The sequence below is a fragment of the Roseobacter sp. SK209-2-6 genome, from assembly GCF_000169455.1.
Lineage (GTDB): Bacteria > Pseudomonadota > Alphaproteobacteria > Rhodobacterales > Rhodobacteraceae > Pseudophaeobacter.
In genome coordinates this window covers 19817-42554 of the sequence record NZ_AAYC01000005.1, presented here as the reverse complement: position 1 = coordinate 42554, position 22738 = coordinate 19817, and the positions used below count along the sequence as shown (strand labels likewise).

General features: G+C 57.6%; 25 protein-coding genes and 1 tRNA gene. 18 read left to right on the top strand and 8 right to left on the bottom strand.

What is annotated here, in order from left to right; translation table 11 throughout:
• The first annotated feature begins 17 nt into the window (after positions 1-17).
• The 11 genes from RSK20926_RS09210 to ribD all read left to right on the top strand — a co-directional run bounded on the left by RSK20926_RS09210 (position 18) and on the right by ribD (position 10265).
• The gene (locus RSK20926_RS09210) at positions 18-359 is read left to right on the top strand and encodes a hypothetical protein (protein ID WP_008206111.1); all 342 of its coding nucleotides are present in this window, start codon (positions 18-20) and stop codon (positions 357-359) included.
• Positions 360-376: 17 nt separating this feature from the next.
• The gene (gene dnaG / locus RSK20926_RS09205) at positions 377-2395 is read left to right on the top strand and encodes a DNA primase (protein ID WP_008206110.1); all 2019 of its coding nucleotides are present in this window, start codon (positions 377-379) and stop codon (positions 2393-2395) included.
• A 128-nt stretch (positions 2396-2523) separates the two neighbouring features.
• Positions 2524-4515: an RNA polymerase sigma factor RpoD gene (gene rpoD, locus RSK20926_RS09200; protein ID WP_008206105.1), complete on the top strand. Its 1992-nt coding sequence runs from the start codon at positions 2524-2526 to the stop codon at positions 4513-4515.
• Positions 4516-4595: 80 nt separating this feature from the next.
• Positions 4596-5180 (top strand): thiol-disulfide oxidoreductase DCC family protein, encoded by a 585-nt coding sequence (locus tag RSK20926_RS09195; protein WP_008206102.1) that lies wholly within the window; start codon positions 4596-4598, stop codon positions 5178-5180.
• A complete protein-coding gene (locus RSK20926_RS09190; RefSeq protein ID WP_008206100.1) occupies positions 5170-5733 on the top strand; it encodes a DUF4166 domain-containing protein in 564 nt (187 codons plus the stop codon). Before RSK20926_RS09195 ends, RSK20926_RS09190 begins: the two co-directional genes overlap by 11 nt.
• A gap of 111 nt (positions 5734-5844) precedes the next feature.
• Positions 5845-6147 carry a hypothetical protein gene (locus tag RSK20926_RS09185; protein ID WP_008206098.1) on the top strand — a complete coding sequence of 101 codons (303 nt, stop codon included), beginning with the start codon at positions 5845-5847 and terminating at the stop codon, positions 6145-6147.
• A gap of 116 nt (positions 6148-6263) precedes the next feature.
• Complete coding sequence (locus tag RSK20926_RS09180; protein ID WP_232281866.1) at positions 6264-6677, top strand: hypothetical protein; 414 nt, start codon at positions 6264-6266, stop codon at positions 6675-6677.
• A 379-nt stretch (positions 6678-7056) separates the two neighbouring features.
• The gene (locus RSK20926_RS09175) at positions 7057-7470 is read left to right on the top strand and encodes a hypothetical protein (RefSeq protein ID WP_008206094.1); all 414 of its coding nucleotides are present in this window, start codon (positions 7057-7059) and stop codon (positions 7468-7470) included.
• Positions 7471-8044: 574 nt separating this feature from the next.
• A complete protein-coding gene (locus tag RSK20926_RS09165; protein ID WP_008206090.1) occupies positions 8045-8464 on the top strand; it encodes a secondary thiamine-phosphate synthase enzyme YjbQ in 420 nt (139 codons plus the stop codon).
• 122 nt (positions 8465-8586) lie between these two features.
• The gene (gene nrdR, locus RSK20926_RS09160; RefSeq protein WP_008206089.1) at positions 8587-9054 is read left to right on the top strand and encodes a transcriptional regulator NrdR; all 468 of its coding nucleotides are present in this window, start codon (positions 8587-8589) and stop codon (positions 9052-9054) included.
• Positions 9055-9152: 98 nt separating this feature from the next.
• Entirely contained in the window at positions 9153-10265 is a 1113-nt protein-coding gene (gene ribD, locus RSK20926_RS09155) for a bifunctional diaminohydroxyphosphoribosylaminopyrimidine deaminase/5-amino-6-(5-phosphoribosylamino)uracil reductase RibD (protein ID WP_008206088.1), read from the top strand.
• A 58-nt stretch (positions 10266-10323) separates the two neighbouring features.
• Here ribD and RSK20926_RS09150 read toward each other — a convergent pair whose 3' ends face one another.
• The 3 genes from RSK20926_RS09150 to RSK20926_RS09140 form a co-directional block, all read right to left on the bottom strand.
• Positions 10324-12351 carry a capsular polysaccharide biosynthesis protein gene (locus RSK20926_RS09150; RefSeq protein ID WP_008206087.1) on the bottom strand — a complete coding sequence of 676 codons (2028 nt, stop codon included), beginning with the start codon at positions 12349-12351 and terminating at the stop codon, positions 10324-10326.
• Positions 12352-12354: 3 nt separating this feature from the next.
• Entirely contained in the window at positions 12355-13488 is a 1134-nt protein-coding gene (locus RSK20926_RS09145) for a polysaccharide biosynthesis/export family protein (protein ID WP_037254531.1), read from the bottom strand.
• 96 nt (positions 13489-13584) lie between these two features.
• On the bottom strand, positions 13585-14889 hold the full coding sequence (locus RSK20926_RS09140) for a capsule biosynthesis protein (protein WP_037254529.1): 1305 nt from the start codon (positions 14887-14889) through the stop codon (positions 13585-13587).
• A 285-nt stretch (positions 14890-15174) separates the two neighbouring features.
• Here RSK20926_RS09140 and RSK20926_RS09135 point away from each other — a divergent pair, with 285 nt between their 5' ends.
• The gene (locus tag RSK20926_RS09135) at positions 15175-15762 is read left to right on the top strand and encodes a riboflavin synthase (RefSeq protein WP_008206082.1); all 588 of its coding nucleotides are present in this window, start codon (positions 15175-15177) and stop codon (positions 15760-15762) included.
• 168 nt (positions 15763-15930) lie between these two features.
• Here the strand turns inward: RSK20926_RS09135 and RSK20926_RS09130 are convergent, their stop codons facing one another.
• Positions 15931-16983 (bottom strand): proline racemase family protein, encoded by a 1053-nt coding sequence (locus RSK20926_RS09130; RefSeq protein ID WP_008206081.1) that lies wholly within the window; start codon positions 16981-16983, stop codon positions 15931-15933.
• Between the two features lie 182 nt (positions 16984-17165).
• On the opposite strand from RSK20926_RS09130, the gene ribB reads away from it, so the two are divergent.
• The 4 genes from ribB to RSK20926_RS09110 all read left to right on the top strand — a co-directional run bounded on the left by ribB (position 17166) and on the right by RSK20926_RS09110 (position 19903).
• Entirely contained in the window at positions 17166-18287 is a 1122-nt protein-coding gene (ribB, locus tag RSK20926_RS09125) for a 3,4-dihydroxy-2-butanone-4-phosphate synthase (RefSeq protein WP_037254623.1), read from the top strand.
• 1 nt (position 18288) lies between these two features.
• The gene (locus RSK20926_RS09120; RefSeq protein ID WP_008206078.1) at positions 18289-18840 is read left to right on the top strand and encodes a 6,7-dimethyl-8-ribityllumazine synthase; all 552 of its coding nucleotides are present in this window, start codon (positions 18289-18291) and stop codon (positions 18838-18840) included.
• The gene (gene nusB / locus RSK20926_RS09115) at positions 18837-19319 is read left to right on the top strand and encodes a transcription antitermination factor NusB (protein WP_008206076.1); all 483 of its coding nucleotides are present in this window, start codon (positions 18837-18839) and stop codon (positions 19317-19319) included. Before RSK20926_RS09120 ends, nusB begins: the two co-directional genes overlap by 4 nt.
• Positions 19320-19579: 260 nt before the next feature.
• A complete protein-coding gene (locus RSK20926_RS09110) occupies positions 19580-19903 on the top strand; it encodes a hypothetical protein (protein WP_008206075.1) in 324 nt (107 codons plus the stop codon).
• A gap of 279 nt (positions 19904-20182) precedes the next feature.
• Here the strand turns inward: RSK20926_RS09110 and RSK20926_RS09105 are convergent, their stop codons facing one another.
• Together RSK20926_RS09105 and RSK20926_RS09100 are read right to left on the bottom strand one after the other, a co-directional pair.
• On the bottom strand, positions 20183-20605 hold the full coding sequence (locus RSK20926_RS09105) for an SRPBCC family protein (protein ID WP_008206073.1): 423 nt from the start codon (positions 20603-20605) through the stop codon (positions 20183-20185).
• Entirely contained in the window at positions 20602-20922 is a 321-nt protein-coding gene (locus RSK20926_RS09100) for an ArsR/SmtB family transcription factor (RefSeq protein WP_008206071.1), read from the bottom strand. The genes RSK20926_RS09105 and RSK20926_RS09100 overlap by 4 nt, the downstream gene beginning before the upstream one ends.
• Before the next feature lie 115 nt (positions 20923-21037).
• Between RSK20926_RS09100 and RSK20926_RS09095 the strand changes: the two genes are divergently transcribed.
• Positions 21038-21529 (top strand): MmcB family DNA repair protein, encoded by a 492-nt coding sequence (locus RSK20926_RS09095; protein WP_008206070.1) that lies wholly within the window; start codon positions 21038-21040, stop codon positions 21527-21529.
• A 21-nt stretch (positions 21530-21550) separates the two neighbouring features.
• Here RSK20926_RS09095 and RSK20926_RS09090 read toward each other — a convergent pair whose 3' ends face one another.
• Positions 21551-21742: a DUF6324 family protein gene (locus RSK20926_RS09090; protein WP_008206069.1), complete on the bottom strand. Its 192-nt coding sequence runs from the start codon at positions 21740-21742 to the stop codon at positions 21551-21553.
• Between the two features lie 220 nt (positions 21743-21962).
• Here RSK20926_RS09090 and RSK20926_RS09085 point away from each other — a divergent pair.
• A tRNA-His gene (locus tag RSK20926_RS09085) sits at positions 21963-22039 on the top strand.
• Positions 22040-22219: 180 nt separating this feature from the next.
• On the opposite strand, the gene RSK20926_RS09080 is transcribed toward RSK20926_RS09085, so the two are convergent.
• Positions 22220-22576, bottom strand: a complete 357-nt coding sequence (locus RSK20926_RS09080) for a hypothetical protein (protein WP_008206068.1) — start codon at positions 22574-22576, stop codon at positions 22220-22222.
• Between the last annotated feature and the right edge of the window lie 162 nt (positions 22577-22738).

Below are 22738 nucleotides of genomic sequence, written 5' to 3'. Positions count from 1 at the left end.
GATTCCGGGAGCGATCCATGATCCGCCTCACCCTCGCAGCCGCCGTTCTGCTGGCGGCGCCGGCCTATGCGGCTGACAAGAAAGAAGCCAGCTGCAAGTACCAGGGCCAGGTCATGGCTGCGGTGCAGGCTGCGCGTCTGGATCGCGTGAAACTGCAGGATGTCGAACAGACCATCCTCGACAGTGAGCCGGAGTGGCCCGAGGAGTATTCCAAGGCGATCCCGCAGCTCGCGGCCCATGTCTATGACATGAAGCGTCGCGATCTGCGCAATGTCGAACTGGGGGAGCTTCTGGAACAGCAATGTCTGGAGAACTGGGATCAGATCCAGGAAATGCAAAAACAGCTGCAATCGAACTAATAAAGGCCTGACCCGCGATGTCTTTGCCGCCCGGATTCCTGGATGAACTGCGCACCCGCATCAGTATCTCTGATGTTGTCGGGCGCAAAGTTATGTGGGATCAGCGCAAAAGCCAGCCCGGCAAAGGCGATTATTGGAGCCCATGCCCTTTCCACCATGAAAAGACCGCCTCTTTCCATGTCGAGGATCGCAAGGGTTTCTATTATTGCTTTGGCTGTCACGCCAAAGGCGATGCGCTGAAATTTGTCCAGGAGACCGAAAACGTCAGCTTCATGGAGGCGGTAGAGATCCTGGCGGGCGAGGCAGGCATGGAGATGCCCAAACGCGACCCGCGCGCCCAGGAGAAACAGGACCGCCGCACCCTGCTGGCGGAGGTCATGGAACAGGCGGTGCAGTTCTTCCGGTTGCAGCTGAAGACAGGCGCGGCAGGACCGGCACGCGATTATCTGCAGCGCCGCGGCCTAACACCGCCCGCCTTGGACCGTTGGGAAATCGGCTTTGCCCCGGATGGCTGGCAGAACCTCTGGGATGCGCTGAGGGCCAAGAATGTGCCCGAGGATCTGATCATCGCGGCTGGCCTTGCCAAGCCTTCGAACAAGGGCGGCAAGCCCTATGACACTTTCCGCAACAGAATCATGTTCCCGATCCGCGATGCACGTGGCCGCGCCATTGCCTTTGGCGGGCGGGCGATGGATCCGAATGACAATGCCAAATACCTGAACTCGCCAGAAACCGAGCTCTTTGACAAGGGGCGCAACCTCTACAATCACGGGCCCGCACGTGCGGCCTCGGGCCGGGGTTCGCAGCTGGTCGTGGCTGAGGGCTACATGGATGTGATTGCCCTCTCCGAAGGCGGTTTTACCTCATCGGTGGCGCCATTGGGCACGGCAGTGACGGAAAACCAGCTGCAGATGATGTGGCGCATGTCGGATGAGCCCATTATTGCGCTGGATGGTGATAAGGCGGGGATCCGCGCCGCGATGCGGTTGGTCGACCTTGCTTTGCCGCATTTGCAGGCGGGAAAATCCCTGCGCTTTGCCCTGATGCCGGATGGCCAGGACCCTGATGACCTGATCCGCAGCAAGGGCCCTGCGGCGGTGCAGGCGGTGCTGGACCAGGCGATGCCCATGGTGAAGCTGCTGTGGCAGCGCGAAACCGAGGGCAAGGTCTTTGACAGCCCCGAGCGCAAGGCCGCGCTGGACAAGGCGCTGCGCGACAAGATCCGGCTGATCCGTGATCCCTCGATCCGCAAGCATTACGGCGAAGACATCAAAGAGATGCGCTGGACCCTGTTTCGGGGGAACCGCCCGCCGGGGGCAGGCGGCTATGACGGCACCGAGGGAAAACCGGGGAGCTACAAGGGCGGCAATTATAAAGGCGGGGGCTTTCGGGATGGCGCACGTCGTCCATGGAAGGGGCAGGCTGCAGCGCAGGCTCCGCTTTCCACAACCCGCAGTTCCCTGGTTGCGGCAGCTGATGAGAGTGAGCTGGCCCGGGTGCGTGAGGCGGTGGTGCTGGCTGTTGCCATCTCCTGCCCGTGGATCATTGTAGAATTCGAAGTCAATCTGGAGCGTATGACCTGCGCCGATGGTGCCCTTGCGGCACTACGCGATCAGGTTTTGCGCCATGGCGTGGATGCACCAGAGCAGCTGAAAGAACGGATCTGCGAAACTCTTGGCAGCCAGGCCCTTGAAAACCTCATGTCCCTACGCCATGTGGCAATTATCCCCTGCCTGCGCAGACCAGAAGATCTCGAAGCGGCCCGTCTGACCCTGGCCGAAGAATTTGCCAAGCTGGAAGCATTGCGGGGATTGAATGCGGAACTCGCGGAAGCCGAAGAAGACCTGAGTGGTCTGGCGGATGAGGCTTTGACTTGGCGTCTGAAAGAGGCAGCCGAGGCGCGAAACCGCGCGGTGCGCAGCGAAAATGAGGACAAGGCAACATATGATGTGGGCGAGAATGGCGCGCGGCTCAGCCGGGAGGAACGCGATGCTTTTGGTGCCCTTTTGGACAGAATCGGTTTTTCAAATAAGTGACATGCCGCAGGAAAATGGCGTTTTGCTAAGGAAGACCTGAAGAAATTTGGGTAAACGGGGTGACGAATCATAGGAACGCGCTAATGATTCGCGCATCCGAATCGCCCAGCCCCCCAGAGGAGCAATGAATGGCCGCCAAAGACAACGACGACCGTAAGCCTGAAGATCAGGAAGCAGAGATCTCCCTTGATATGAGCCAGGCAGCGGTCAAGAAGATGATCGCTGAAGCCCGTGAGAAGGGCTACATCACTTATGATCAGCTCAATCAGGTTCTGCCGCCCGATCAGGTGAGCTCGGAGCAGATTGAAGATGTGATGTCGATGCTCTCGGAAATGGGCATCAATATCATTGAGGACGAAGAGGTCGAAGAGGAAGAGAACAAGGGCGCCACAGACCTTGTGACCACCGAAGGCCCACGCGAAGTCGCTCTGGCCGGTGCGCAGGCTGAAAAGCTGGATCGCACCGATGACCCTGTGCGCATGTATCTGCGCGAGATGGGCTCGGTTGAACTGCTGAGCCGCGAGGGCGAGATCGCAATCGCCAAGCGGATCGAGGCAGGTCGTAACACGATGATCGCTGGGCTTTGCGAAAGCCCGCTGACCTTCCAGGCGATCACCATCTGGCACGACGAACTTCTGTCCGAAGACATTCTGCTGCGCGACGTCATCGATCTGGAAACCACATTCGGCAATCAGATGGACGAAGACGGCGAGGTCGACGAGCCCGTTGTCGCGCCCGGCGCGGCGGCTGCACCAGCGGCCAAGTCCGAAAAAGACGAAGGCCCAGAGCTGGATGCGGATGGCAACCCGATTGCCTCTGATGATGATGACGACGAAGACGAACAGGCCAATATGTCCCTGGCGGCAATGGAAGCTGCTTTGAAAGACCGTGTTCTGGTTACTTTGGAACGCATCTCGACTGATTTTGCCCAGCTGTCCGAAATGCAGGACAGCCGGATTTCGGCGACTCTGAATGAAGACGGTTCTTTCAGCAGCCAGGACGAGAAGACTTACCAATCTCTGCGGTCAGAGATCGTTGAACTGGTAAACGGGCTGCATCTGCACAACAACCGGATCGAAGCGCTGATCGACCAGCTTTACGGTATCAACCGCCGTGTGATGCAGATCGACAGCAACATGGTGAAACTGGCGGATCAGGCGCGTATCAACCGCCGCGAATTCGTCGAGGCCTATCGCGGCCGCGAGCTGGATCCGAACTGGCTGTCCGAGATGAGCGAAAAGCCCGGTCGTGGCTGGCAGATGTTCATCGAGCGTTCCACCGAGAAGGTCGAAGATCTGCGCGCTGAGATGGCCCAGGTCGGCCAGTATGTAGGTCTGGATATTTCTGAATTCCGCCGCATCGTGCAGCAGGTTCAGAAAGGCGAAAAAGAAGCCCGTCAGGCCAAGAAAGAGATGGTCGAGGCCAACCTGCGCCTGGTGATCTCGATCGCCAAGAAATACACCAACCGCGGCTTGCAGTTCCTGGATCTGATCCAAGAAGGCAACATCGGCCTGATGAAGGCGGTGGACAAATTTGAATACCGCCGCGGTTACAAGTTCTCTACCTATGCGACCTGGTGGATTCGTCAGGCCATCACCCGTTCGATTGCCGATCAGGCCCGCACCATCCGGATCCCGGTCCATATGATCGAGACCATCAACAAGCTGGTCCGCACCGGACGCCAGATGCTGCATGAGATTGGCCGCGAGCCGACCCCGGAAGAACTGGCCGAAAAACTGCAGATGCCGCTGGAGAAGGTCCGCAAGGTGATGAAGATCGCCAAGGAGCCGATCTCTCTCGAAACCCCGATCGGGGACGAGGAAGATTCGCAGCTGGGCGATTTCATCGAGGACAAAAACGCGGTGCTGCCGCTGGACTCGGCCATTCAGGAAAACCTGAAGGAGACCACCACCCGGGTTCTGGCCTCGCTCACCCCGCGTGAGGAACGGGTTCTGCGCATGCGTTTCGGCATCGGCATGAACACTGACCACACCCTGGAGGAAGTCGGCCAGCAGTTCAGCGTGACCCGCGAGCGGATCCGTCAGATCGAGGCGAAGGCGCTCAGGAAACTGAAGCACCCCAGCCGCAGCCGCAAGTTGCGCAGCTTCTTGGACCAGTGATCAAAGGGCGCCCTGCGGGGCGCCTTTTTCTCTATATGAAAGTCGGCCCGGACCCGGGCCTAGAGGTCGGGTAGGGCTGTATGAACAAGGCTGTTGAATCGCCAGAGGCCAGTGCCCGGCCGGGTGGGGGTAAAGCCCCCGTCTTGGGGGCGGGTGGGGGCTGCCCGGCGGTGCCGCCCGGTGCAGCATTCGAAGGCGGTGGGGAAGTACCGGTGGAGATGGAAACATCGACCGCAGGCTGGCGGCCCGAGCATTCCGATCTCATCGTCTTTGACGGCGAATGCGTGCTCTGTTCGGGGTTCTTCCGGTTCATGCTGCGCTTTGACCGGGCAGGGCGCTTCTCTTTCGCCACCGCTCAATCTGCCCTGGGCCAGCGGCTTTACCGGGAGCAAGGGCTGCCCACCGGAGATTTCGAGACCAATCTCGTCTATGTCGATGGACGCTGTTATCAGCGGCTGGACGCCTTTGCGACGGCCATGCGCGCTTTGCCCTGGCCCTGGCCGATCCTGTCCTTGTGCCGGTTTCTGCCCCGTTGGGTCAAAGATCCAGCATATCACCTGATCGCCCGCAACCGGTATCAGATCTTTGGCCGCTATGAGACCTGCATGCTGCCCAGTGCTGAGGTGCGGTCCCGTTTTCTCGATTGGAGGCCCGATGGCGGCTGATGCCTATGGAAAGATCATCGCAGCCGAGGGCTTGGAAGTGCCGGAGGTGCTGCGCACGTTCCATGAACGGGGCAGTGGGCGCTATTCCGGGCTGGCCGAAGTGCAGAGCGGCAACTGGCTGGCGCGGCTGCTGACCCGGATTTTGGGGTTCCCCCGGGCAAGCAATGCAGTGCCTTTTTCCATAGAAATTACCCCGATTGAGGACGGAGCGGCCCATATTTGGACCCGCCATTTTGGTGCTTCGGTTACCCGCTCCTGCCTCCGTTACAATGCCAAGACGGGCCGCGCCGTTGAAAGCTTTGGCCCAGCATCGGTTGAGGTGACCCTGAGGGTTCAGGGCGGGGAACTGCATGTCCAAGTGCTGCGGGCGCGTCTCTTCGGCCTGCCGCTGCCGCGTTTTCTGACGCCTGTGAGTGCCGCGCGCGAGTTTGCAGCACTTGATGGCGGCTTTGGTTTTGATATCTCGGGGCACCTGCCGGGGGTCGGCCTGCTGATCCGCTACCAGGGGCAGTTCGACGTGCCGGTCGATCAATCTGGCTCTTCCGTGTCGTAGTTGGGCGTTAACCATCTGTTAAGTTCTGATCTTGTTGCAGCAGGAGGGAGGGCTTAACTTTGTCTTAACCAATGTATCCATTTGACGACCAACTCGCCCCAGGAGGTGCTGATGTCTGCAGATCAAGACCTGAATACGGCCCTCGGGACGCTAAAAGAAAAGCTGGAAGCGCTGAAGGTTATGACCGATGCCAACCAGTTCCTGGTCGAAATGCTTCGGGAGGAAGGCGATGCCCTGCGCAACATGGGCGCAGACTCCGCGCGGGCCATGTTGCGCAGGAAAGCGCGTGCAAAGTTCTCTCCTGATGGGGGCATCGCCCCCAATGCAGAGGTTTTGGCGCTTTTGGAGCAATCGCTGAGCAACGGGTTAGAGGCGGATGTCATCCCCTTTCCGGCGCCCCGCCGCCTGATGTAACTGGGCGGGTTTTGAATAAATGATAGCTGCGGGCTGGGCGTTTCAGAAACTTTGCCCAGACCTCTTGGATGCTCCGGCCTGCTGACCTATTTAGGAAGCAAGCAAAGGGGACCAAGATGATGCAAAATACACTAAAAGCGCTTAGCCTGTCTGTGCTCTTGGCTCTTCCTGCAGGTGCTCAAGCCTTTACAACCGCGCGCGGCGTTCAAGTTAATCCTCTCACGGATCTGGTGTTTGAGGTCATCCCTTCTGGGTCTGGCGATCTGGCTGGATTCTGGTGCGGAGCTTCGGAATATGCGCGCCGGGAGCTTGGTGCCGGATGGACCGATAAGGTCTATGTTTTGCGAGAACGTGGACCGAGTGAGACCACTGGGCGACGTTCCGCAGTGCATTTCACGCTGTATCCTGAGCAAACCGGAGTAGGTCCTGCACCGCAAGGTTGGCTGCGTTTTGGCATCAAGGCCGGTGACCGGATGTCGATTCAATCCGCTCGCCGTCACTGCGATCAGAGCATTGTTGAAGAGAGATGACCCTAGGTTTGTAACCTCGCCTCGGCATTTGAAAGCGCTGGTTTTGCGCTAGGCTGGTTTTGCGCTAGTGTGGGTGGCTCTTTTTTGTTTTGGGCCGGAACACCATGCTTAGCTGGATTTAGCAAACATTCCAGAAGGTTTGGGATTTCTGGAAACCTTCGGCGGAAGACCTTCCAACTTTCAACAGAGAGTTTTGAGGCGCTGCCGTGAGAAGTGATCTTCCTGCGATGGCACGAAGTGCTGGTTGTTGTCTATGGTCACATCTGTGGCACGGACGCGTGTAGCACGGTACCGTTACTGGTAGTTCATACAGGCATTCCTATCTCTTCTAGGAGAAGGCCCGCGGGTCTTTGTACTTCCTAAAAGAAAGGCCAAACCGATGAAAAACACCTCTCTCCCGATCCTCGTGGCCGCCCTTGCGGCTTTGTCTATGCCACAGACCGCAGATGCCTTCACCTCCCGAGGTGGTGCGAAGGTTAACCCAGTTGGCTCCGGTCTGTTTGAGGTGGTTCCCAAAGCGGGTGGAATTGGGCGTGACTATTGGTGCGCAGCGGCGGACTATGCCCAGCGTGAGCTGAAAGCACCCTGGTCAGCGAAGCTCTATGTTGCACGAGGGCTAGGTCCCAGCGAAACGACAAGGCGCAAATCCGCCGCGCAATTTACACTGGATGCGCAACAAGCTGCGGCAGGATCCGCTGGGGGGTTTCACAACATCAATAGTCTAAAACCCGGCGAAAGCATGAAGGTAAGCCAAGCCTTTAGCTATTGTCATCAGCTTCAAACTACGTTCTGATCCTGTTGGACGCAGATATCTGTCTTGTCCGATCTCGCATGCGGGCGCCTGGTTCGCCCGCATTTTTGTTTTCCTTTGCCAAAAGGCGAAGTGCCATGTTCCGGGTTACCCATAGTTTTCTTACCGTCATTCTTGTCGTCGCGACAGCTCCACTGCAGGCGCAGACTTGGTGGGCATGGAACAGGCATGAGGTCTTGCCAGTCGCCCCAGGGGTTTGGGAGGTGGTGAGCGAGGTTGGATCTGGCGCACAAGACTATTGGTGCGCAATTGGAGATTTCAGCATCCGTCAATTGCGGAGCAAGGCAACGCAACGGATTTATGTTTGGCGCGAAATTGGCCCTTCGGTTCATCGCGCCGGCCGCAAGGCTGTTCACTTTGCCCTATCTCCACCTGATGGGGCAGATACCAGCCACCACTACTCGCTAAGCGTCAAGTTTCCGGGGCGGAATATCAATGCTGCGACCGCTCGGAACTACTGTTTTGATCGCAGAGAGGACTTTCTCTTTCGGCGCTGGTAGCTGGCTTAGGCCGAACACGACTTGCCTAGTTGGGTCGTTTGCGGCAGGCAAAAGAGATGCAGCAGGAATTCATCATCTCTACCCAGGGCCAGGGCCTATATGAGTTTACCGATAGGCTATGTGAATGGACCGGACATCGTCGTTGCCAGACGGGGCTTCTCACACTCTTTGTTTGTCATACTTCCTGTTCGCTTTTGATACAGGAAAATGCCGACCCTGATGTCCAAGGAGATCTTCTGGCTTTTTTCAATCGTCTGGTTCCGCCTGCAGATGACCCTGGGATGCGCTATTTGCGCCATACCTATGAAGGCCCGGATGATATGCCTGCCCATATCAAGGCCGCGATGATGCCCGTGAGCCTTTCGATCCCGATCAGCGAAGGTCGGCCGGTGCTGGGAACCTGGCAGGGGGTCTATCTTTTTGAACACCGAAACGCGCCTCACCGACGCAGAGTTGTTGCCCATCTCACGCAGTGAACCGCTTGATCTTGCGGTGGCATTTCCCCTCTACCCAATCCATAGCGGCTGCCCTATAGTTGTGGATAACTGGGCGAGGCTCAGTACTATCTACTGGCTTTGCGGAAGAAGGGGATCAGCTGATGCGCTGTCCGTTTTGCGGAAATATCGACACTCAGGTGAAGGATTCACGGCCCGCAGAGGACCATGTAGCAATTCGCAGACGGCGGTTTTGCCCCGCCTGTGGCGGACGTTTTACGACCTATGAGCGGGTGCAGTTGCGTGACCTGGTGGTGGTTAAGAGCAATGGTAAGCGCGAAGATTTCGACCGCGACAAGCTGGAACGATCGATCCGGATCTCGATGCAAAAGCGCCCGATTGATCCTGAGCGTATTGACCAGATGATTTCCGGTATCGTCCGGCGCCTGGAAAGCATGGGCGAGACGGATATAGACTCCAAGAAGATCGGTGAGATCGTCATGGAGGCCCTGGCGCGGATCGATACCGTTGCCTATGTGCGCTTTGCCAGCGTCTACAAGAACTTCCAGGCGGCGGATGATTTCGAGGATTTCGTCCATGAATTGCGCCCGAATGTTCCCAAGGACGAGTGATTTTTTACAAGAACAGTCTAAATTCTAAAACTGGGGGAGTTGGTGGAAATTCAACTCCCTCTTGAGTTTGAGAGGCCCCCGAAGGGCTGCCGGAGAATATGATGGCGACAAAGGCAAACCAAACCGATGCGCGTTACATGGCCTTGGCCCTGTCCCTGGGGCGCCGTGGTCAGGGCAAATGCTGGCCGAACCCTGCGGTAGGATGCGTTATCGTCAAAGAGGGACGCATTGTCGGGCGGGGTTGGACCCAGCCGGGCGGACGCCCCCATGCCGAGCCACAAGCACTGGCACAGGCGGGGGAAGCTGCGCGTGGCGCAACGGCCTATGTCACTCTCGAGCCCTGTTCGCACTTTGGTGAAACGCCGCCCTGTGCCCAGGCGCTTATCGATGCAGGCGTGTCCCATGTGGTTGCTGCGATTGAAGACAGTGACCCCCGTGTGTCCGGTCAAGGATTTGAAATGCTGCGTATGGCGGGGATCACCGTGCGTACCGGTGTCCTGGCGGAAGAGGCCGGATTGGATCACGCAGGCTTCTTTTACAAAACGGAGCAGGGGCGTCCCTGGGTGACGCTGAAACTTGCCTCCAGTTTTGATGGGCGCATTGCGACGGGATCCGGGCAGAGCAAATGGATAACGGGTCCGGAAGCAAGGCGTCGGGTTCACGCGATGCGGGCTTGCCATGATGCGGTCATGGTTGGTGGGGGCACAGCCCGCGCTGATGATCCTTCCCTCACGGTCAGGGATCTTGGCGTTGCTGAGCAACCGGTGCGGGTGGTGATCTCCAGGCATCTGGACCTGCCCCTGATGGGGCAATTGGCGCGCACTGCAAAAGAGGTGCCTGTCTGGCTCTGTCATGGGGCTGGGGCGGATGTCGAACGGATACAGGCCTGGGAGGGCCTGGGCGCGCGACTATTGCCCTGTGCTGCGCATGGCGTGCAGCTGGATCCCAATGATATTTTGCAGCAACTGGGCGCGGCTGGTTTGACTCGTGTGTTCTGTGAAGGCGGCAGTGCGCTAGCGGCGTCGCTTCTGGCCTTTGACCTGGTGGATGAGCTGATTGGCTTTACCGCGGGTCTTGGGATTGGCGCCGAAGGCCTGCCTTCGATAGGGGCACTCGGTCTGACAGGTCTGGAGCGTGCCGGGCGGTTTGATCTGGTGGAAACAACGCCCGTTGGTGGTGATGTTCTACATCGGTGGCATCGCGCGGGCTGAGGTGTGAGGGCTATGCCTTCAGCATCTCTCAGCCTTGGGGCTTGATCCGGCAAAGCGATTAATCGCGACGCCAGAGATGGGCATAGGTTGCAAACAGCCCTTGCAGCTTTGACAGGCTGCGATTTCCTAGTCCAGCTGTTGGCAGATCGCCGGTGATCAGGCGATCTACAACAACCTCTGGCGGGCATGGGGCCTTTGTGACCGGATCGAAGTAGCGGGGATAGTCTATCAAAGCCGCATGGGCGAGGCCCATGAGTTCCGGCCGTGCCTTCCGCCAGGGTGGGGCAGTTAGGTTATCTCGGGTCAGGCCCCAACCTGCGTAGAAAGGCAAGCCAAGCGTGGTCACTTTGCAGCCTCGCAAGAGGGCTTCAAACCCCAGGAGGGAGGTCAGCGTCCAGACCTCCTGAACTTCATCCAACAGGGCCATTGGGTCGCTATTGGCCGCGACAACATCTGCAAGCTGCGCCAGCTCTTTTTCAGGGACTGCTCCCTTGCGTAGACCTGCTTCGACATCTGGATGAGGTTTGTAGACAATCACCGCCTTGGGATTTGCACGGCGGGTGGCCTGCAACAGCATTAGATTGGTTCGGATCTTCCCGCACCCTACCAGGATCGAGGCGTCATCTTCAACCTGGCCCGGGACCAGAATGCGATGCCCCGATGGGAGCGCAGGCACAGAGCCACCGAGATTGTATTTTGTTACACTATGCCGGATCAGTCGGGCCACAAGCTCTTCGGCGCGCCTTAGTGCTGCAGGTTCCAGCTCTGTACTGGCTGAAATGAGATCGTCCAGATCGGAAGGGCTGCGCGGATCGTAATAGATACCTTTGCGATCCAACACCAAGGAAAGCGGGGCAACCAGCTCTGCCCCCAACCCGCGAGAGCGCAGAAAACCATCCTCTAGCCGCCAAGCGCCCTGATGCTCTGTCTTGGCTTTGCCTGCCCAAACCATCCAATTGCGCCCACTCTCCTGCGCTGCTTTGGGATCTTCGATGAATTTCAGCTTTTTTTCCTGCCCAAAGAACCCCTGCAGCGGCCTGCGTTTCCACATCCGCATAGAAGAGGCAGCCCATCCAGCTCGGTCCTGGCGCCAGGATTTGACGTGGGCTTCCAGGATGTCGATGACGCGTTCCAATTCGCAACGCGCGTCATTGAAGGGGTCATACCAGTGCGGATAGAGGATCATGGCAGCAGAAAACAGCTGTGCACGGGTGAGCTGGCGTTGCCTGCGCGGTAATGGGTTTTCTTCCCGTGTCAGGCCCCAGCCTGCATAAAAAGGATGGCCAAAGACACGCGGGCGGTGCCCTGCGAGGATCGCCTCAAATCCAAGCTGAGAGGAAACCGTATAAACGCCAATCGCACCATCCAGCAAAGGCCAGGGAGAGACCGGCTGTGAGAAAAACTCGACCCTTCCATCAGCGTCTTCTTCTGTGAAGAAACCCGGACGATGTCCATCCAGTGTCTCTGGATGGGTCTTGATCAGAATGCGGGCTCCGGGATTTTCCTCCTGCGCATAGTAAAGCATTTCCCGGAAGCGGTCGCGATTGGCCTTGGAGGCAGTAACGGAGGCATCGCCCCGCAGTTGGTCAATCACCAGGACATAGCCCGGCTCTGGCACCGGTGATTGTGGTGAAAACCCATTGTATTTGCTGAGATGAATATCCTGCAGTCTGGCAATGGCCGCCCGGGCGCGCCGCATCATGGCGCTGTCATCCAGAGGGTGCGTTGCAAGCATCTGTTCCAGGTCAGAGGCCTGCACTGGGTCAAAATGTGCGCAGGTTTTGTCCAGCAGCAACCCCAGGGGTGGCTCACCAGCGCGCCCTGGGTGGATCGAGCGCAAGAAAGCATCCTCTGCAATCAAGAGGGGGGCATTGTACTTCTCGGCAATTCCACGCCCGCGATCTGCAGTCGGGGAATTGCCCCAGATGCCAACAAGATCCCCTTCTTTGGGAAGACCGAGGCGCAGGTCATAACCCGCGAGCTGCAGGATGCGGCGCAGTCTCTTTTGCAGCAAAAAGCCGCCGTTGTAGACAAAAAGCCGGGAGCGCTTGCTCCCGGCTTGGGCTGTCGTACTGCTGCTTTGCATAGGTTAGAGGCCAAGCGCCGATGTGGTGGTGGTGATCGGCGAGAGTGGCGCAACCAAGAGGGAGATTGTCTTGGTCCACTGTGCATAGGGGGCTTCGGTCACATAGAGCGTGTCTGAATCCCGGATTACAAAATCACGCGCCACAAACAGCCCATTGGGCTGGGTGAGGTTCAGCACATAGACCAAGCGTTGCGCTCCGATCAGATCATCACGCCCCAGCACCTGGTTTGCAATTTCAGCCGGTTCGTTGCGCAACACAAACACACCGGTCGGATCAGAGCTGGTCGAAATCAGACCGCCCACCTGGGCAATCGCTTCCAGCGCAGAGAGGTTCTGGCTTTCGAAAGGGACACGCGCCTGGGCGCTGGTTGCGCCAAGTGCGGTAAAGGAGCGGGTATCAGCCTCTACCAGAATACGGTCGCCACCACGCAGGGCAATGTCCAGCTCTGGATGGTTGAACAGATCCTGGAACCAGATCTTGCCCTGTTCCTTGCCGCGTATAACGGTGATCTGCGCGATATCCGGTTCAATCGCAACACCACCAGCGCGGGCCAACATGGTCGAGAGGGTGCGGGTCGGGCGTTCAATCGCATAGACGCCCTGGCCACCGACGGCGCCGGTCAGGCTGACAGTGGAGCCATCACCCGCAACACGACGCACCTGCACCTGCGGGTCCGGGGTCTGATCTTCCAGTTTCTTGGTGATCATTGCGCGCAACTGTTCAGGCGTATTGCCTGCCGCCCGCTGGCGCCCGGCATAGGGCACAAAGATGTAGCCGGCGCTATCGACCTGCACCTCTTCCAATGCGGTGGCATTGGTGGCTTCACTGGCCAAGAGCCCGTCATCGACGTTTTCCCAGATCGTCAGCCCCAGTACATCGCCAGGCCGAATGGTGTCAGAGGTCAATTTCCCGGCATTGATGAACTGCTGAGAGAAACCCAAAGCAGGTACAACGGCGGTTGCACGTGTGACGCGGTCATTGACGGATACAATGAAGGCATCGCCTTCTTTTTGCACGGAGCCGGCAAAAATCTGGCGCTTGTTCGGGCCAACTTTTGGAAGGCCACAGGACGCCGCAAGCACCATTGCCGCCAATAGCGCAACAGGCCGCGCCCAACGAAGGGGGACGTTTTTCACTGCTCGGTCTCCTCGACCAATTATTGTTCTGCCTCAGTTTTTTGAGCTAACTTAACCCGAAGGTAACAATAAATCCAGCCCAGAGCCGCCGGCCTCTTAGCGGACCACGCTTAACTGTTGCCGCGGCGCCGCTGTGCCCAGACGCAAGGCATCATAGGGATCATGGGGGGATAGCATCATGTCTACCGTATGGCGCAGAAGCTTGCGGCGGCCCTTGCGGGAATAAAAGCCGCCGGGAACCTGGGAGGTTTCCAGAAGATATCGGCGATAGTCCCGATAGGCGCGGGCGTCCGGCCGCTTGGCTGATGCAAAAAACTCTGTCAGGGGCTGGCGTGAAATGAACTCTGGCTTGTCATAGACTGCAGTTCCAAAGACTTTGAGTGGGATTCCACGCCAGAGCACCTGCTGCCCAGCGGTTGAGTTCACAGTGACGGCCGTGCGGGCCTCATTGAGAAGCTGCGCCAGCTTTCCGCCACGGACATAGTGGACGCGATGGCGGATTTCATAGGCGCGGGCCAGGCGATCAACCTCACGCCGCAACGCGACGCGACCATCTTCAAGCGGGTGTGCCTTGATCACCAGATGATGATGCCGTGGGGCGCCCTTGGCAAAACCCGATACTACCTCTTCCAAAAACTCGGTCATGGTTTTGAAGGGGGAGTGCATCTGAAAAGAACTGTCGTGCTCCAATTGCAAAAGCGCCAGATGATAGGGGAAGCCACCGTTTCTGATCCGCAGGGTGGCCAATTGACGCTCCAACGCCTGAGCGGGCATCAACAAGAGCCGTTTTAGATAGAGCTGAAACTCACGCGTTACCGGCAGGGCGCGATGGGGTTGGAAGTTGCGATACTCTTGGTTTCGAAACATTACGAACCAGTGGTAGAGGGCGCCATAGAAAACATGTTGCCGCATATCTCCCCAATGAGAGGGCGGCAGTGATGTCTCGGTATCGCTGTTTTCCAGCACCTCCTGCATCTCACCAACCGTGGTATCGGTCAGCCGAGAATGCCCATTGGAACCGCCTCGTTCGTAGGTCACCCAGTAGGGCCGTAGATAGCCTTCTTCAAAGACATGAATTTGTAGCCCAAGGCTGCGAGCGATTTCCACGGCTTCGGCATGGATCCGGCGGGTATCACCATAAAGCACAATATCCGTGATCGCATTGGCCTGACATATCTCAGAGAAATAGTCAGGCCATTGCTCCGGTGTTCCCGTGAAGGGATGGAAATTTGCTTTCGAAGGCCAGAAAAACTGGTCTCCTGCATTGAACCCTATGCGAAACACCCGACTGCCGGCCTGAACAAGCATCTTCCCCAAGGCGCTAAAGAAAGGCCCATGCGGGCCCTGCAAAAAGAGAAAACTGCGCTTTCCCGCTGGGGTATGGCTGATCGTCTGGGGCATCAGGTTGGATTGGGTCCGCAGGATGGGGTTTGGGGCTCGCGTAAACTATCGATGGACTGGGGCGAAACTATGGCTGCCCGTTTTTGACTTCTCATCGCACATCTAGCAGGGAGCGGCGCGCTTGGGAATGCTGGTGAACTTGTGGCACCTCCGCGTGGCTATATCACCCAGCGGAGGTGCCACAGGTCATGGCTGCCAGACAGGGCTTGTCGCGAGCAAGAGGAGCGTTTACCTCTTTGGCGAAACCCAGCGCCTAGATCCGCGCCTACCAAGGAGTGCTGCCCTATGTTTACCGGCATTGTCACCGATATCGGAACCATCACCCACCTCGAGCAACAAGGTGATCTGCGGGCACGCATCAAGACCTCCTATGACACCTCTGGCATCGACATGGGGGCTTCTATCGCATCAGATGGCGTCTGCCTGACAGTGGTGGAGCTGGGGCCGGACTGGTACGATGTGCAGATTTCGGCTGAAACAGTTTCCAAGACCAATATAGGCGCCTGGGAGGCTGGCAAGCGGGTCAATCTGGAACGCGCGCTCAAGGTTGGTGATGAACTTGGCGGTCACATCGTTTCTGGTCACGTGGACGGGGTGGCCGAAGTGGTCAAGCTGGAAGATGAAGGCGATAGCACCCGTGTCACCCTGCGTGCGCCAGAAGAATTGGCCCGCTTTATCGCTTCAAAGGGCTCGGTGGCGCTGAATGGCACCTCGTTGACGGTGAATGACGTGGCGGGGTGCGATTTTGGCATCAACTTCATCCCGCATACCAAAGAGGTCACCACCTGGGGCGACGTAAAGCTGGGCGATCAGGTCAATCTGGAGATTGATACCCTGGCGCGCTATGTGGCGCGGCTCCACGAAGCGGGCTGAGATTTAGCCTCCCCTTCATCTTTCCCCAAAAAACATCCCGGGGTGAGGCTCAAAGAGCCGAGGGGCAGAGCCCCTCATCTCCAGTCGCGGTGTTGCTCCCGCGCCTTGAGACAGCATCAAAGATGCAGCCCCAAGCCTTGGGCCCGGCGCGCCGCTTTGCGGCGCGCGTCACCACATATCGCCAACGGTATAGCCTGCAGGAAAAGGGTCGCTGGGATCCAGGCTGTAAGCGCTCAACCCATAGATCCATCCTTGGCCTGAAAGGCTGGGTACGATGGCTGGGTAATTGCCGACGGTCGTGGTTTCCAGGATGCGGCCGGTAAATGTGGTACCCAGAGGGCCGGCATTGACATAGTCTTCACCCTCTCCAAGCAGTCCACGCGCATGCAAAACGGCCATCTTGGCGCAGGTACCCGTCCCACATGGGGAGCGATCCAGGATGCCACTGGCGTCCTGTGGGCGCTCTGGGTTGAAGGGCCCTGTAGAGATTGTGATGGCGCCACGCCCCTGTGTTTCAGGGTCCAGGGGAGGTGCCCAGAGATTGCTGATTGTTGGCCCGGTGATCGCTGGGTTTTCCGGGTGAACCACCGGCAGCTGTTCCGCGGTGGCGTGGCGAATGGCCTCGGAAATCCTGACGATTTCAGCGCCATTTTCGGCACTTGGGTCCAACCCGATTTTCTCGCCATTGATCAGCACAAAGAACATACCACCCCAGGCCACATCCACCTCCACGGTGCCAAGGCCCGGGACCTCGACCGGAGCATCCAGATGCATGGCAAAGGCGGGTACATTGTGGAAGGTCACACGGGTGACTTTTCCGTCCCGGCAATCCGCACGCACTCGGATCAAACCCGCCGGGGCCTCGAGGGTCAGCTCCGTCACAGGTTCCTGCATCTGCACAATGCCTGTTTCCAGAAGCACAGTGACCACGCAGATTGTATTTGACCCGGACATTGGCGGGTATTCGGTCTGCTCAAAGATGATAAAGCCCGCATCCGCATCAGGATGGCAGGGAGCGACAATGGCATTGCCGCAAAGACCCGGATTGCCGCGTGGCTCACGCAGCATCATCAGCCGGATTTCGTCATGGTTTGCAGCCATGTCCTGCATTTTCTCAAAAACGCTGGCGCCTTTGAGCAAGGGCATGCCACCGGTGATGACGCGACCGGGCTCGCCTTCGGCATGGGCTTCGACAGCTTGCAAAATACGGGATGCGCGCATGGAACCTCCTGTGTGTTTGAATATTGTATCCAATCAAAACCTATGTGCCCGATAGCAAACGCCGCGTCCAGCCCTTCCTGCGCCGCTTGCGGGGCTGGTCTTTGCGGGCTGGTTGGGCTATTTCGCCCCATATCCTGCTAGGCGCTGGCGACCTGGCACCCTGCCAATGGAAAGGCCGAGAGATGAGCTTTGAAACACCTGGGCCGGTTGAGGCCCGCTTGCGCGCGGCGATCAGCCCGATTGAAGAGATCATCGAAGAGGCGCGTCAGGGCCGCATGTTCATTCTGGTCGACCATGAAGACCGCGAAAACGAAGGCGATCTGGTGATCCCGGCGCAGGCCGCAAATGCAGATGCGATCAACTTTATGGCCACCCACGGGCGCGGGCTGATTTGCCTGACGCTGCCTGCTGAGCGGATCGAGGAACTGGGCCTGCCGATGATGGCGATGCACAACTCCTCGCGCCATGAAACCGCCTTTACCGTCTCCATCGAAGCCCGCGAAGGTGTTTCGACCGGTATTTCCGCCGCAGACCGCGCGCTGACAGTTGCCACTGCGATTGACCCGGAAAAAACTGCCGCCGATATTGCCACACCGGGACATGTTTTCCCGCTGCGCGCACGCCGGGGCGGGGTGCTGGTAAGGGCCGGCCATACAGAGGCTGGCTGCGATGTGGCCCGTCTTGCCGGTCACTATCCGTCATCCGTGATCTGCGAGATCATGAATGAAGATGGCACCATGGCGCGTCTGCCGGATCTGGTGGACTACGCAGAAAAACACGCGCTGAAAATCGGCACCATTTCGGATCTGATCACTTACCGCTCGCGCAATGACAACCTGGTTGTTGAAACAGACAAAAGCACGGTAAATTCGGAGTTCGGCGGCGAGTGGGAGATGCGGATCTTCACCGACCAGACCCATGGGGTTGAACATGTCGTGCTGATCAAAGGCGATATCACCGATGGCAAACCTGTGCTGACCCGGACCCATGCGCTGCATGAGGCCTCTGACATCCTTGGCCTTGGCCCCAAGCCGGTGCGTGAGCTGCCCCGCGCCATGGAACTGATCGCAGAAGAGGGTCGCGGCGTTGTCTGCCTGTTCCGCGAGCCGCGCCATTCCCTTTATGCGCCTGAAGACGAGGGCCCCCGCACCATCAAGCAGACCGGCCTGGGCGCACAGATTCTGTCTAAACTGGGTCTGGAGGAACTGGTCCTCTTGACGGATTCGCCAGCTACCACCTATCTCGGTCTTGATGCCTACGGGCTCTCCATTGTCGGCACCCGCCCCATTCTTAAGGAAGACTGATATGGCTGGACATGAACAGCACTACATTATGCCGCGCGCCGAGTTCGACAAACCGGTCAAACTCGCCATCGTGATGTCGCCCTATTACAAGGATATCGCCGACAATATGCTGGCCGGCGCCAAGGCAGAGATCGAGGCTGCGGGCGGGACTTATGAGATCGTTCAGGTCCCTGGCGCGCTGGAAATTCCAACAGCCATTGCCATTGCCGACCGGAGCTCGAATTTTGATGGTTTTGTTGCGCTGGGCTGTGTCATTCGCGGCGAAACCACCCATTATGAAACGGTCTGCAATGACAGCAGCCGCGCCATCCAATTGCTGGGCCTGCAGGGGCTTTGCATTGGCAATGGCATCCTGACTGTCGAAAACCGCAAGCAGGCCGAGGTGCGCGCGGACCCGGAAGATCAGAACAAAGGCGGTGGTGCTGCAGCTGCGGCCTTGCATCTTATTGCACTGACGCGTAAGTGGGGCGCCCAGACCAAGGGAGTCGGCTTTAAGGCGCCTTCCGAAGCCATTCAACTGGCTGGCACAGAGAACGGACCCCAGACAGCATGACCCAATCCGGCAGCGCCCCAAAGGGCAGTGGCAAAAGACAGATGAAATCGGCATCGCGGCTTTATGCGGTGCAGGCGCTGTTCCAGATGGAACAGTCCGGTCAGACCTTTGACCAGATCATCGTCGAGTTTGAAGACCACCGCTTTGGCGCTGTCTATGATGGTGACGAGATGGCCGAGGGTGATACCAAGCTGTTTCGTAAGTTGGTTGAGGATGCGGTGAACTATCAGGCGCCGGTGGACCAGATGACCGACCGCGCGCTGGTGGCGAAATGGCCGATTGCCCGCATCGATCCGACCCTGCGCGCGCTGTTCCGCGCAGCCGGTGCTGAACTCACACAGTCAGAGACGCCCCCTAAGGTTGTGATCAACGAATTTGTCGATATCGCTCGCGCCTTTTTCCCGGAGGGCAAAGAGTCGAAATTCGTCAATGGCGTGCTGGACCATATGGCGCGGGAAGCCAAACCAGAGGCCTTCTGAGTCGGTTCTCTGGTTGATCTCTTGGAGTTGAAAATGCGTGTCCCGTTGGGCGCGCTTTTTTGTTTGGGGCCTAGGGTAGGTGCTTTCTGCACTCATAGATGACCAAAGCCCAGAAAAGAGGGGCGGGATGCCAAAATTCTACCATACCCGGATCTGGCTGCGTCAAACTGTCTGAGAAAATATTCACCAATTTGCTGAGATCCGCTGGACCTCAGCCCGCTGAGTGCTACCCTCTTTTCTGAAAGCAAAAAGAGGTCGAGATGCCAAAGCTGGTGAAGCTCTATATCAAGAACGTCCTGATCGGATTTGCAATTGCCGCTGCCTTTGTCGCGATGCTCTTGTGGTTCAATGTCATGAACCTATGGGGGCTTATAAGCCAATCCAATGATGGCATGCTGGCGCTGTTCCTCTTGTGGTTCATGCATGGAATTGTTTTTGCCGGTGTCCAATTTGCCTGGGTTATCATGGCGATGGCGGACAAGGGGCAGGGCCCCCGTGGCGGAACGCCTGTTGCGCATCACTTTGAACCGGTTCGGGTTGAGGCCTCAAATAGATCCAGACAGGCGCAACAGCTGCGCCGCTGAAACTGAGCGTTTGACAATACTGGAATGCAAAAAGCCGCACCCTTTTGGGGAGCGGCTTTTTTGGTTGATCGATAGATCAGGCGGCGGGACCACCAAACAACCGTGCGGCTTGATTCCCGAGGACCTGTATATACAGGTGGGCGCCAGGTAAACGGACCAGGATCCGCACAGAGCCAGCTCCCTCGGATTTGCTTAAGGCCACCAGAATGCTGCCTGTCACAAGAAGGGCAGAACCCGCCAAGGGTTTACCTAGGCGCCTCTCTCTTCTGGCGCAAGGGGTCAGGCCGCAAGGTTTTGATGAAATGCATCCCGCATGGCGGTGAAATGTGCATCCCAGCCCTTGTCCAAAGCGAGGATGAGTGGGAAAGCAGTTGCGCTTTCTGGCAAACCTTCGTGCAGCAGGGATAGTTTGCAACCGCCAGCCACAGGGTCTATCCGCCATTTTACAGTGCTGATTTGCTCTCCCATTGGGGGGACGTGAAACCTGTATTCGAGGTCGGTCGGGGCCTCTGCTTTCAAGACCTCGCCAATGATTGCGGTTCCCCCATCAGAACACATTTTGAAATGCTGCCCCGCATTGTCCAAGGCATGATCTGGCCTGTGGAACCATTCTGCCAGACAGTCCGGGTCGGTCAAATAGGCCCAGACCTTTTCTGGTTCTGCCTTTAGAAAGATCGATTTTTCAAGAGTGTTGGCGGTCATGTGTCGTTCCTTTCAATGGCTTCTTTTAGGTTTTCCAGGCGGGTGTTCCAGAATTGATCAAAGTAGCTGAGCCAATCCAGGACGGGTTTCATTCCGCCAGGACTTAGACGGTTGATGCATTCGCGCCCTTGTTGCTCCATGGTGATCAAACCGCCGTCGCTGAGAACGGTAAGGTGTTTCTTTACCGCTGCTCTGGTCATGTCGAAGTGACCAGTGAGCTGTGCGATGGTTTGCTGCTCTTTGGACAGGATCGCGATGATCTCGCGCCGTGTCGGATCGGCGAGTGCACGAAAACTGCTTTGAACTGGATCAGGCATTTGGATCCCTTGAAGTGATACTAAACGGTATCCTAATTTATGTGATACCTTTTGGTATCCTGTCAAGAGTGTCTCTGATCTTGCAATTTGTTCATGAATTGTTCACGGTGTTACCATGGAACATAACATGCAGCCTGGACAGAAATTGGCGCGGGGGGTGGCGCGACATTTGCGCTCTCTTGGCTTTGCTTCACTGGAGGAATTCGTGCCTACACGCGGGCTACGCGTCGATGTCATCGCCTTGGGACCCAAGGGCGAAATTTGGGTCATTGAATGCAAATCCAGCCGCGCGGATTTTCAGTCTGACAATAAATGGGAAGGGTATCTGGACTGGTGTGACCGCTATTTCTGGGCGGTGGATCTGGCCTTCCCAACCGAGCTCTTGCCAGATGAAACGGGATTGATCATCGCGGATGACTATGACGCAGAGCTGGTTCGCATGGGGCCTGAAGACAAACTGCCCCCTGCGCGGCGCAAGAAGCTGCTGCAGAAGTTTGCGATGGATGCCGCCAGGAGATTGCAGGTGCTCAGAGATCCGCGTCCCGGACGCGATGGCCTGCTTTTACAGGCCGCCGGGGCGACAGGGGCAGGGGAGGACACCTTCTAGCCCTGCAAACAAAGTATGGATTTAAGAGCCGGAAACAGCCCGTGCAGCCTGGGCTGCAGCGCGCAGTTCATCTGCAATCTCTTCAGCTTCTTCCGGGTCGAAATCCATTGGAATCTCGAGGCCATCGGCTTCGATGAATATCCGCACCATACCTTGATCGGTTGGGCCGATCTGCATGTTTGCTTCGATATCGCGCTCGCTGTTGATTCCCATCCTGCGGCTCCTGCTATGGCTGTCGGATTTTCAGTGCCCGGTGCTAGCCCGTGGAGACAAAAAAGGCAAGCTGACAGCACGACCAGGAAGGGGAGTAAGAAAGCCACGAAGCCAGCATGGCTCAAATTCCCGCAGTGAAAGCAATTCTTTGGAGAAAGGTAAAAAACTGTGCTACTATCCTCTTGCGCTTCGCTTTTCTCTGGGCTAAATCGCCCGCAGTGCCGCCTTAGCTCAGTTGGTTAGAGCGCCTGATTGTGGATCAGGAGGTCCCCCGTTCGAGCCGGGGAGGTGGTACCACTCTCTTTCCCTTCAAATCCCTATATCCTCCCTGCTTTAGGAACCGCATTTGGGCGGAGGCTAAGCTTGGTTCGCTAGCGGGCGTTTTAGCCCGCTGTGTTGTACATGTTGCAGGGGATGTACTGTTTGCCCTGACATCAGGTCTGTCTCCCAAAGGGGGGGCTCCCCGTTGCGATTTTTTTACTCGCCGCCTCCGCCACTATCGGTTGTGGTCGTCGTGGTGGAGGTTTCTCCGGAGTCACCAACCAAGACGCCGACGACAATTGCCGTCGCGATGGGAGCAAGTCCGGGGGTGATGGGATTGAGCGCGGTATCTCCTAATACACTTTCAGAGCCGCTGCTTGGTGCGTTGGACCGGCAGGTCACTTTGACGGAGCCGCCGGGGAGATAACTTGCGGAAACCGGTGTCCCCGCACCGCAAGCCAGTCGAGCCTTTGCTTCGTTGAGGGCCGCTGTGGCCGCTTGTGCTGAAACAGCCTGGGCTGCTGGCAAAAAACTTAGGCAGAAAAGGGATGAAAAAATAAGAGTTCTGGTCATGGCAAATTCCTAAACAACTACTGGAACAGTTGCTCCAACCTAGCGGTTGAAACTCCACACTTGCAAGTTAAGGAATTGGCTGGAAGACTGAAAGCGGCAGAGACATGGGACGGCGAAAGTTGATCCTATGGTTGTTTTCATAGTCATTCTTAAGGTTTAGAG

Bases quoted from the DNA above. Each gene is read 5' to 3' on its own strand.
- RSK20926_RS09210 (WP_008206111.1), top strand. From the start codon at position 18: ATGATCCGCCTCACCCTCGCAGCCGCCGTTCTGCTGGCGGCGCCGGCC.
- dnaG (WP_008206110.1), top strand. From the start codon at position 377: ATGTCTTTGCCGCCCGGATTCCTGGATGAACTGCGCACCCGCATCAGT.
- rpoD (WP_008206105.1), top strand. From the start codon at position 2,524: ATGGCCGCCAAAGACAACGACGACCGTAAGCCTGAAGATCAGGAAGCA.
- RSK20926_RS09195 (WP_008206102.1), top strand. From the start codon at position 4,596: ATGAACAAGGCTGTTGAATCGCCAGAGGCCAGTGCCCGGCCGGGTGGG.
- RSK20926_RS09190 (WP_008206100.1), top strand. From the start codon at position 5,170: ATGGCGGCTGATGCCTATGGAAAGATCATCGCAGCCGAGGGCTTGGAA.
- RSK20926_RS09185 (WP_008206098.1), top strand. From the start codon at position 5,845: ATGTCTGCAGATCAAGACCTGAATACGGCCCTCGGGACGCTAAAAGAA.
- RSK20926_RS09180 (WP_232281866.1), top strand. From the start codon at position 6,264: ATGATGCAAAATACACTAAAAGCGCTTAGCCTGTCTGTGCTCTTGGCT.
- RSK20926_RS09175 (WP_008206094.1), top strand. From the start codon at position 7,057: ATGAAAAACACCTCTCTCCCGATCCTCGTGGCCGCCCTTGCGGCTTTG.
- RSK20926_RS09165 (WP_008206090.1), top strand. From the start codon at position 8,045: ATGCAGCAGGAATTCATCATCTCTACCCAGGGCCAGGGCCTATATGAG.
- nrdR (WP_008206089.1), top strand. From the start codon at position 8,587: ATGCGCTGTCCGTTTTGCGGAAATATCGACACTCAGGTGAAGGATTCA.
- ribD (WP_008206088.1), top strand. From the start codon at position 9,153: ATGATGGCGACAAAGGCAAACCAAACCGATGCGCGTTACATGGCCTTG.
- RSK20926_RS09150 (WP_008206087.1), bottom strand. From the start codon at position 12,351: ATGCAAAGCAGCAGTACGACAGCCCAAGCCGGGAGCAAGCGCTCCCGG.
- RSK20926_RS09140 (WP_037254529.1), bottom strand. From the start codon at position 14,889: ATGCCCCAGACGATCAGCCATACCCCAGCGGGAAAGCGCAGTTTTCTC.
- RSK20926_RS09135 (WP_008206082.1), top strand. From the start codon at position 15,175: ATGTTTACCGGCATTGTCACCGATATCGGAACCATCACCCACCTCGAG.
- RSK20926_RS09130 (WP_008206081.1), bottom strand. From the start codon at position 16,983: ATGCGCGCATCCCGTATTTTGCAAGCTGTCGAAGCCCATGCCGAAGGC.
- ribB (WP_037254623.1), top strand. From the start codon at position 17,166: ATGAGCTTTGAAACACCTGGGCCGGTTGAGGCCCGCTTGCGCGCGGCG.
- RSK20926_RS09120 (WP_008206078.1), top strand. From the start codon at position 18,289: ATGGCTGGACATGAACAGCACTACATTATGCCGCGCGCCGAGTTCGAC.
- nusB (WP_008206076.1), top strand. From the start codon at position 18,837: ATGACCCAATCCGGCAGCGCCCCAAAGGGCAGTGGCAAAAGACAGATG.
- RSK20926_RS09110 (WP_008206075.1), top strand. From the start codon at position 19,580: ATGCCAAAGCTGGTGAAGCTCTATATCAAGAACGTCCTGATCGGATTT.
- RSK20926_RS09105 (WP_008206073.1), bottom strand. From the start codon at position 20,605: ATGACCGCCAACACTCTTGAAAAATCGATCTTTCTAAAGGCAGAACCA.
- RSK20926_RS09100 (WP_008206071.1), bottom strand. From the start codon at position 20,922: ATGCCTGATCCAGTTCAAAGCAGTTTTCGTGCACTCGCCGATCCGACA.
- RSK20926_RS09095 (WP_008206070.1), top strand. From the start codon at position 21,038: ATGGAACATAACATGCAGCCTGGACAGAAATTGGCGCGGGGGGTGGCG.
- RSK20926_RS09090 (WP_008206069.1), bottom strand. From the start codon at position 21,742: ATGGGAATCAACAGCGAGCGCGATATCGAAGCAAACATGCAGATCGGC.
- RSK20926_RS09080 (WP_008206068.1), bottom strand. From the start codon at position 22,576: ATGACCAGAACTCTTATTTTTTCATCCCTTTTCTGCCTAAGTTTTTTG.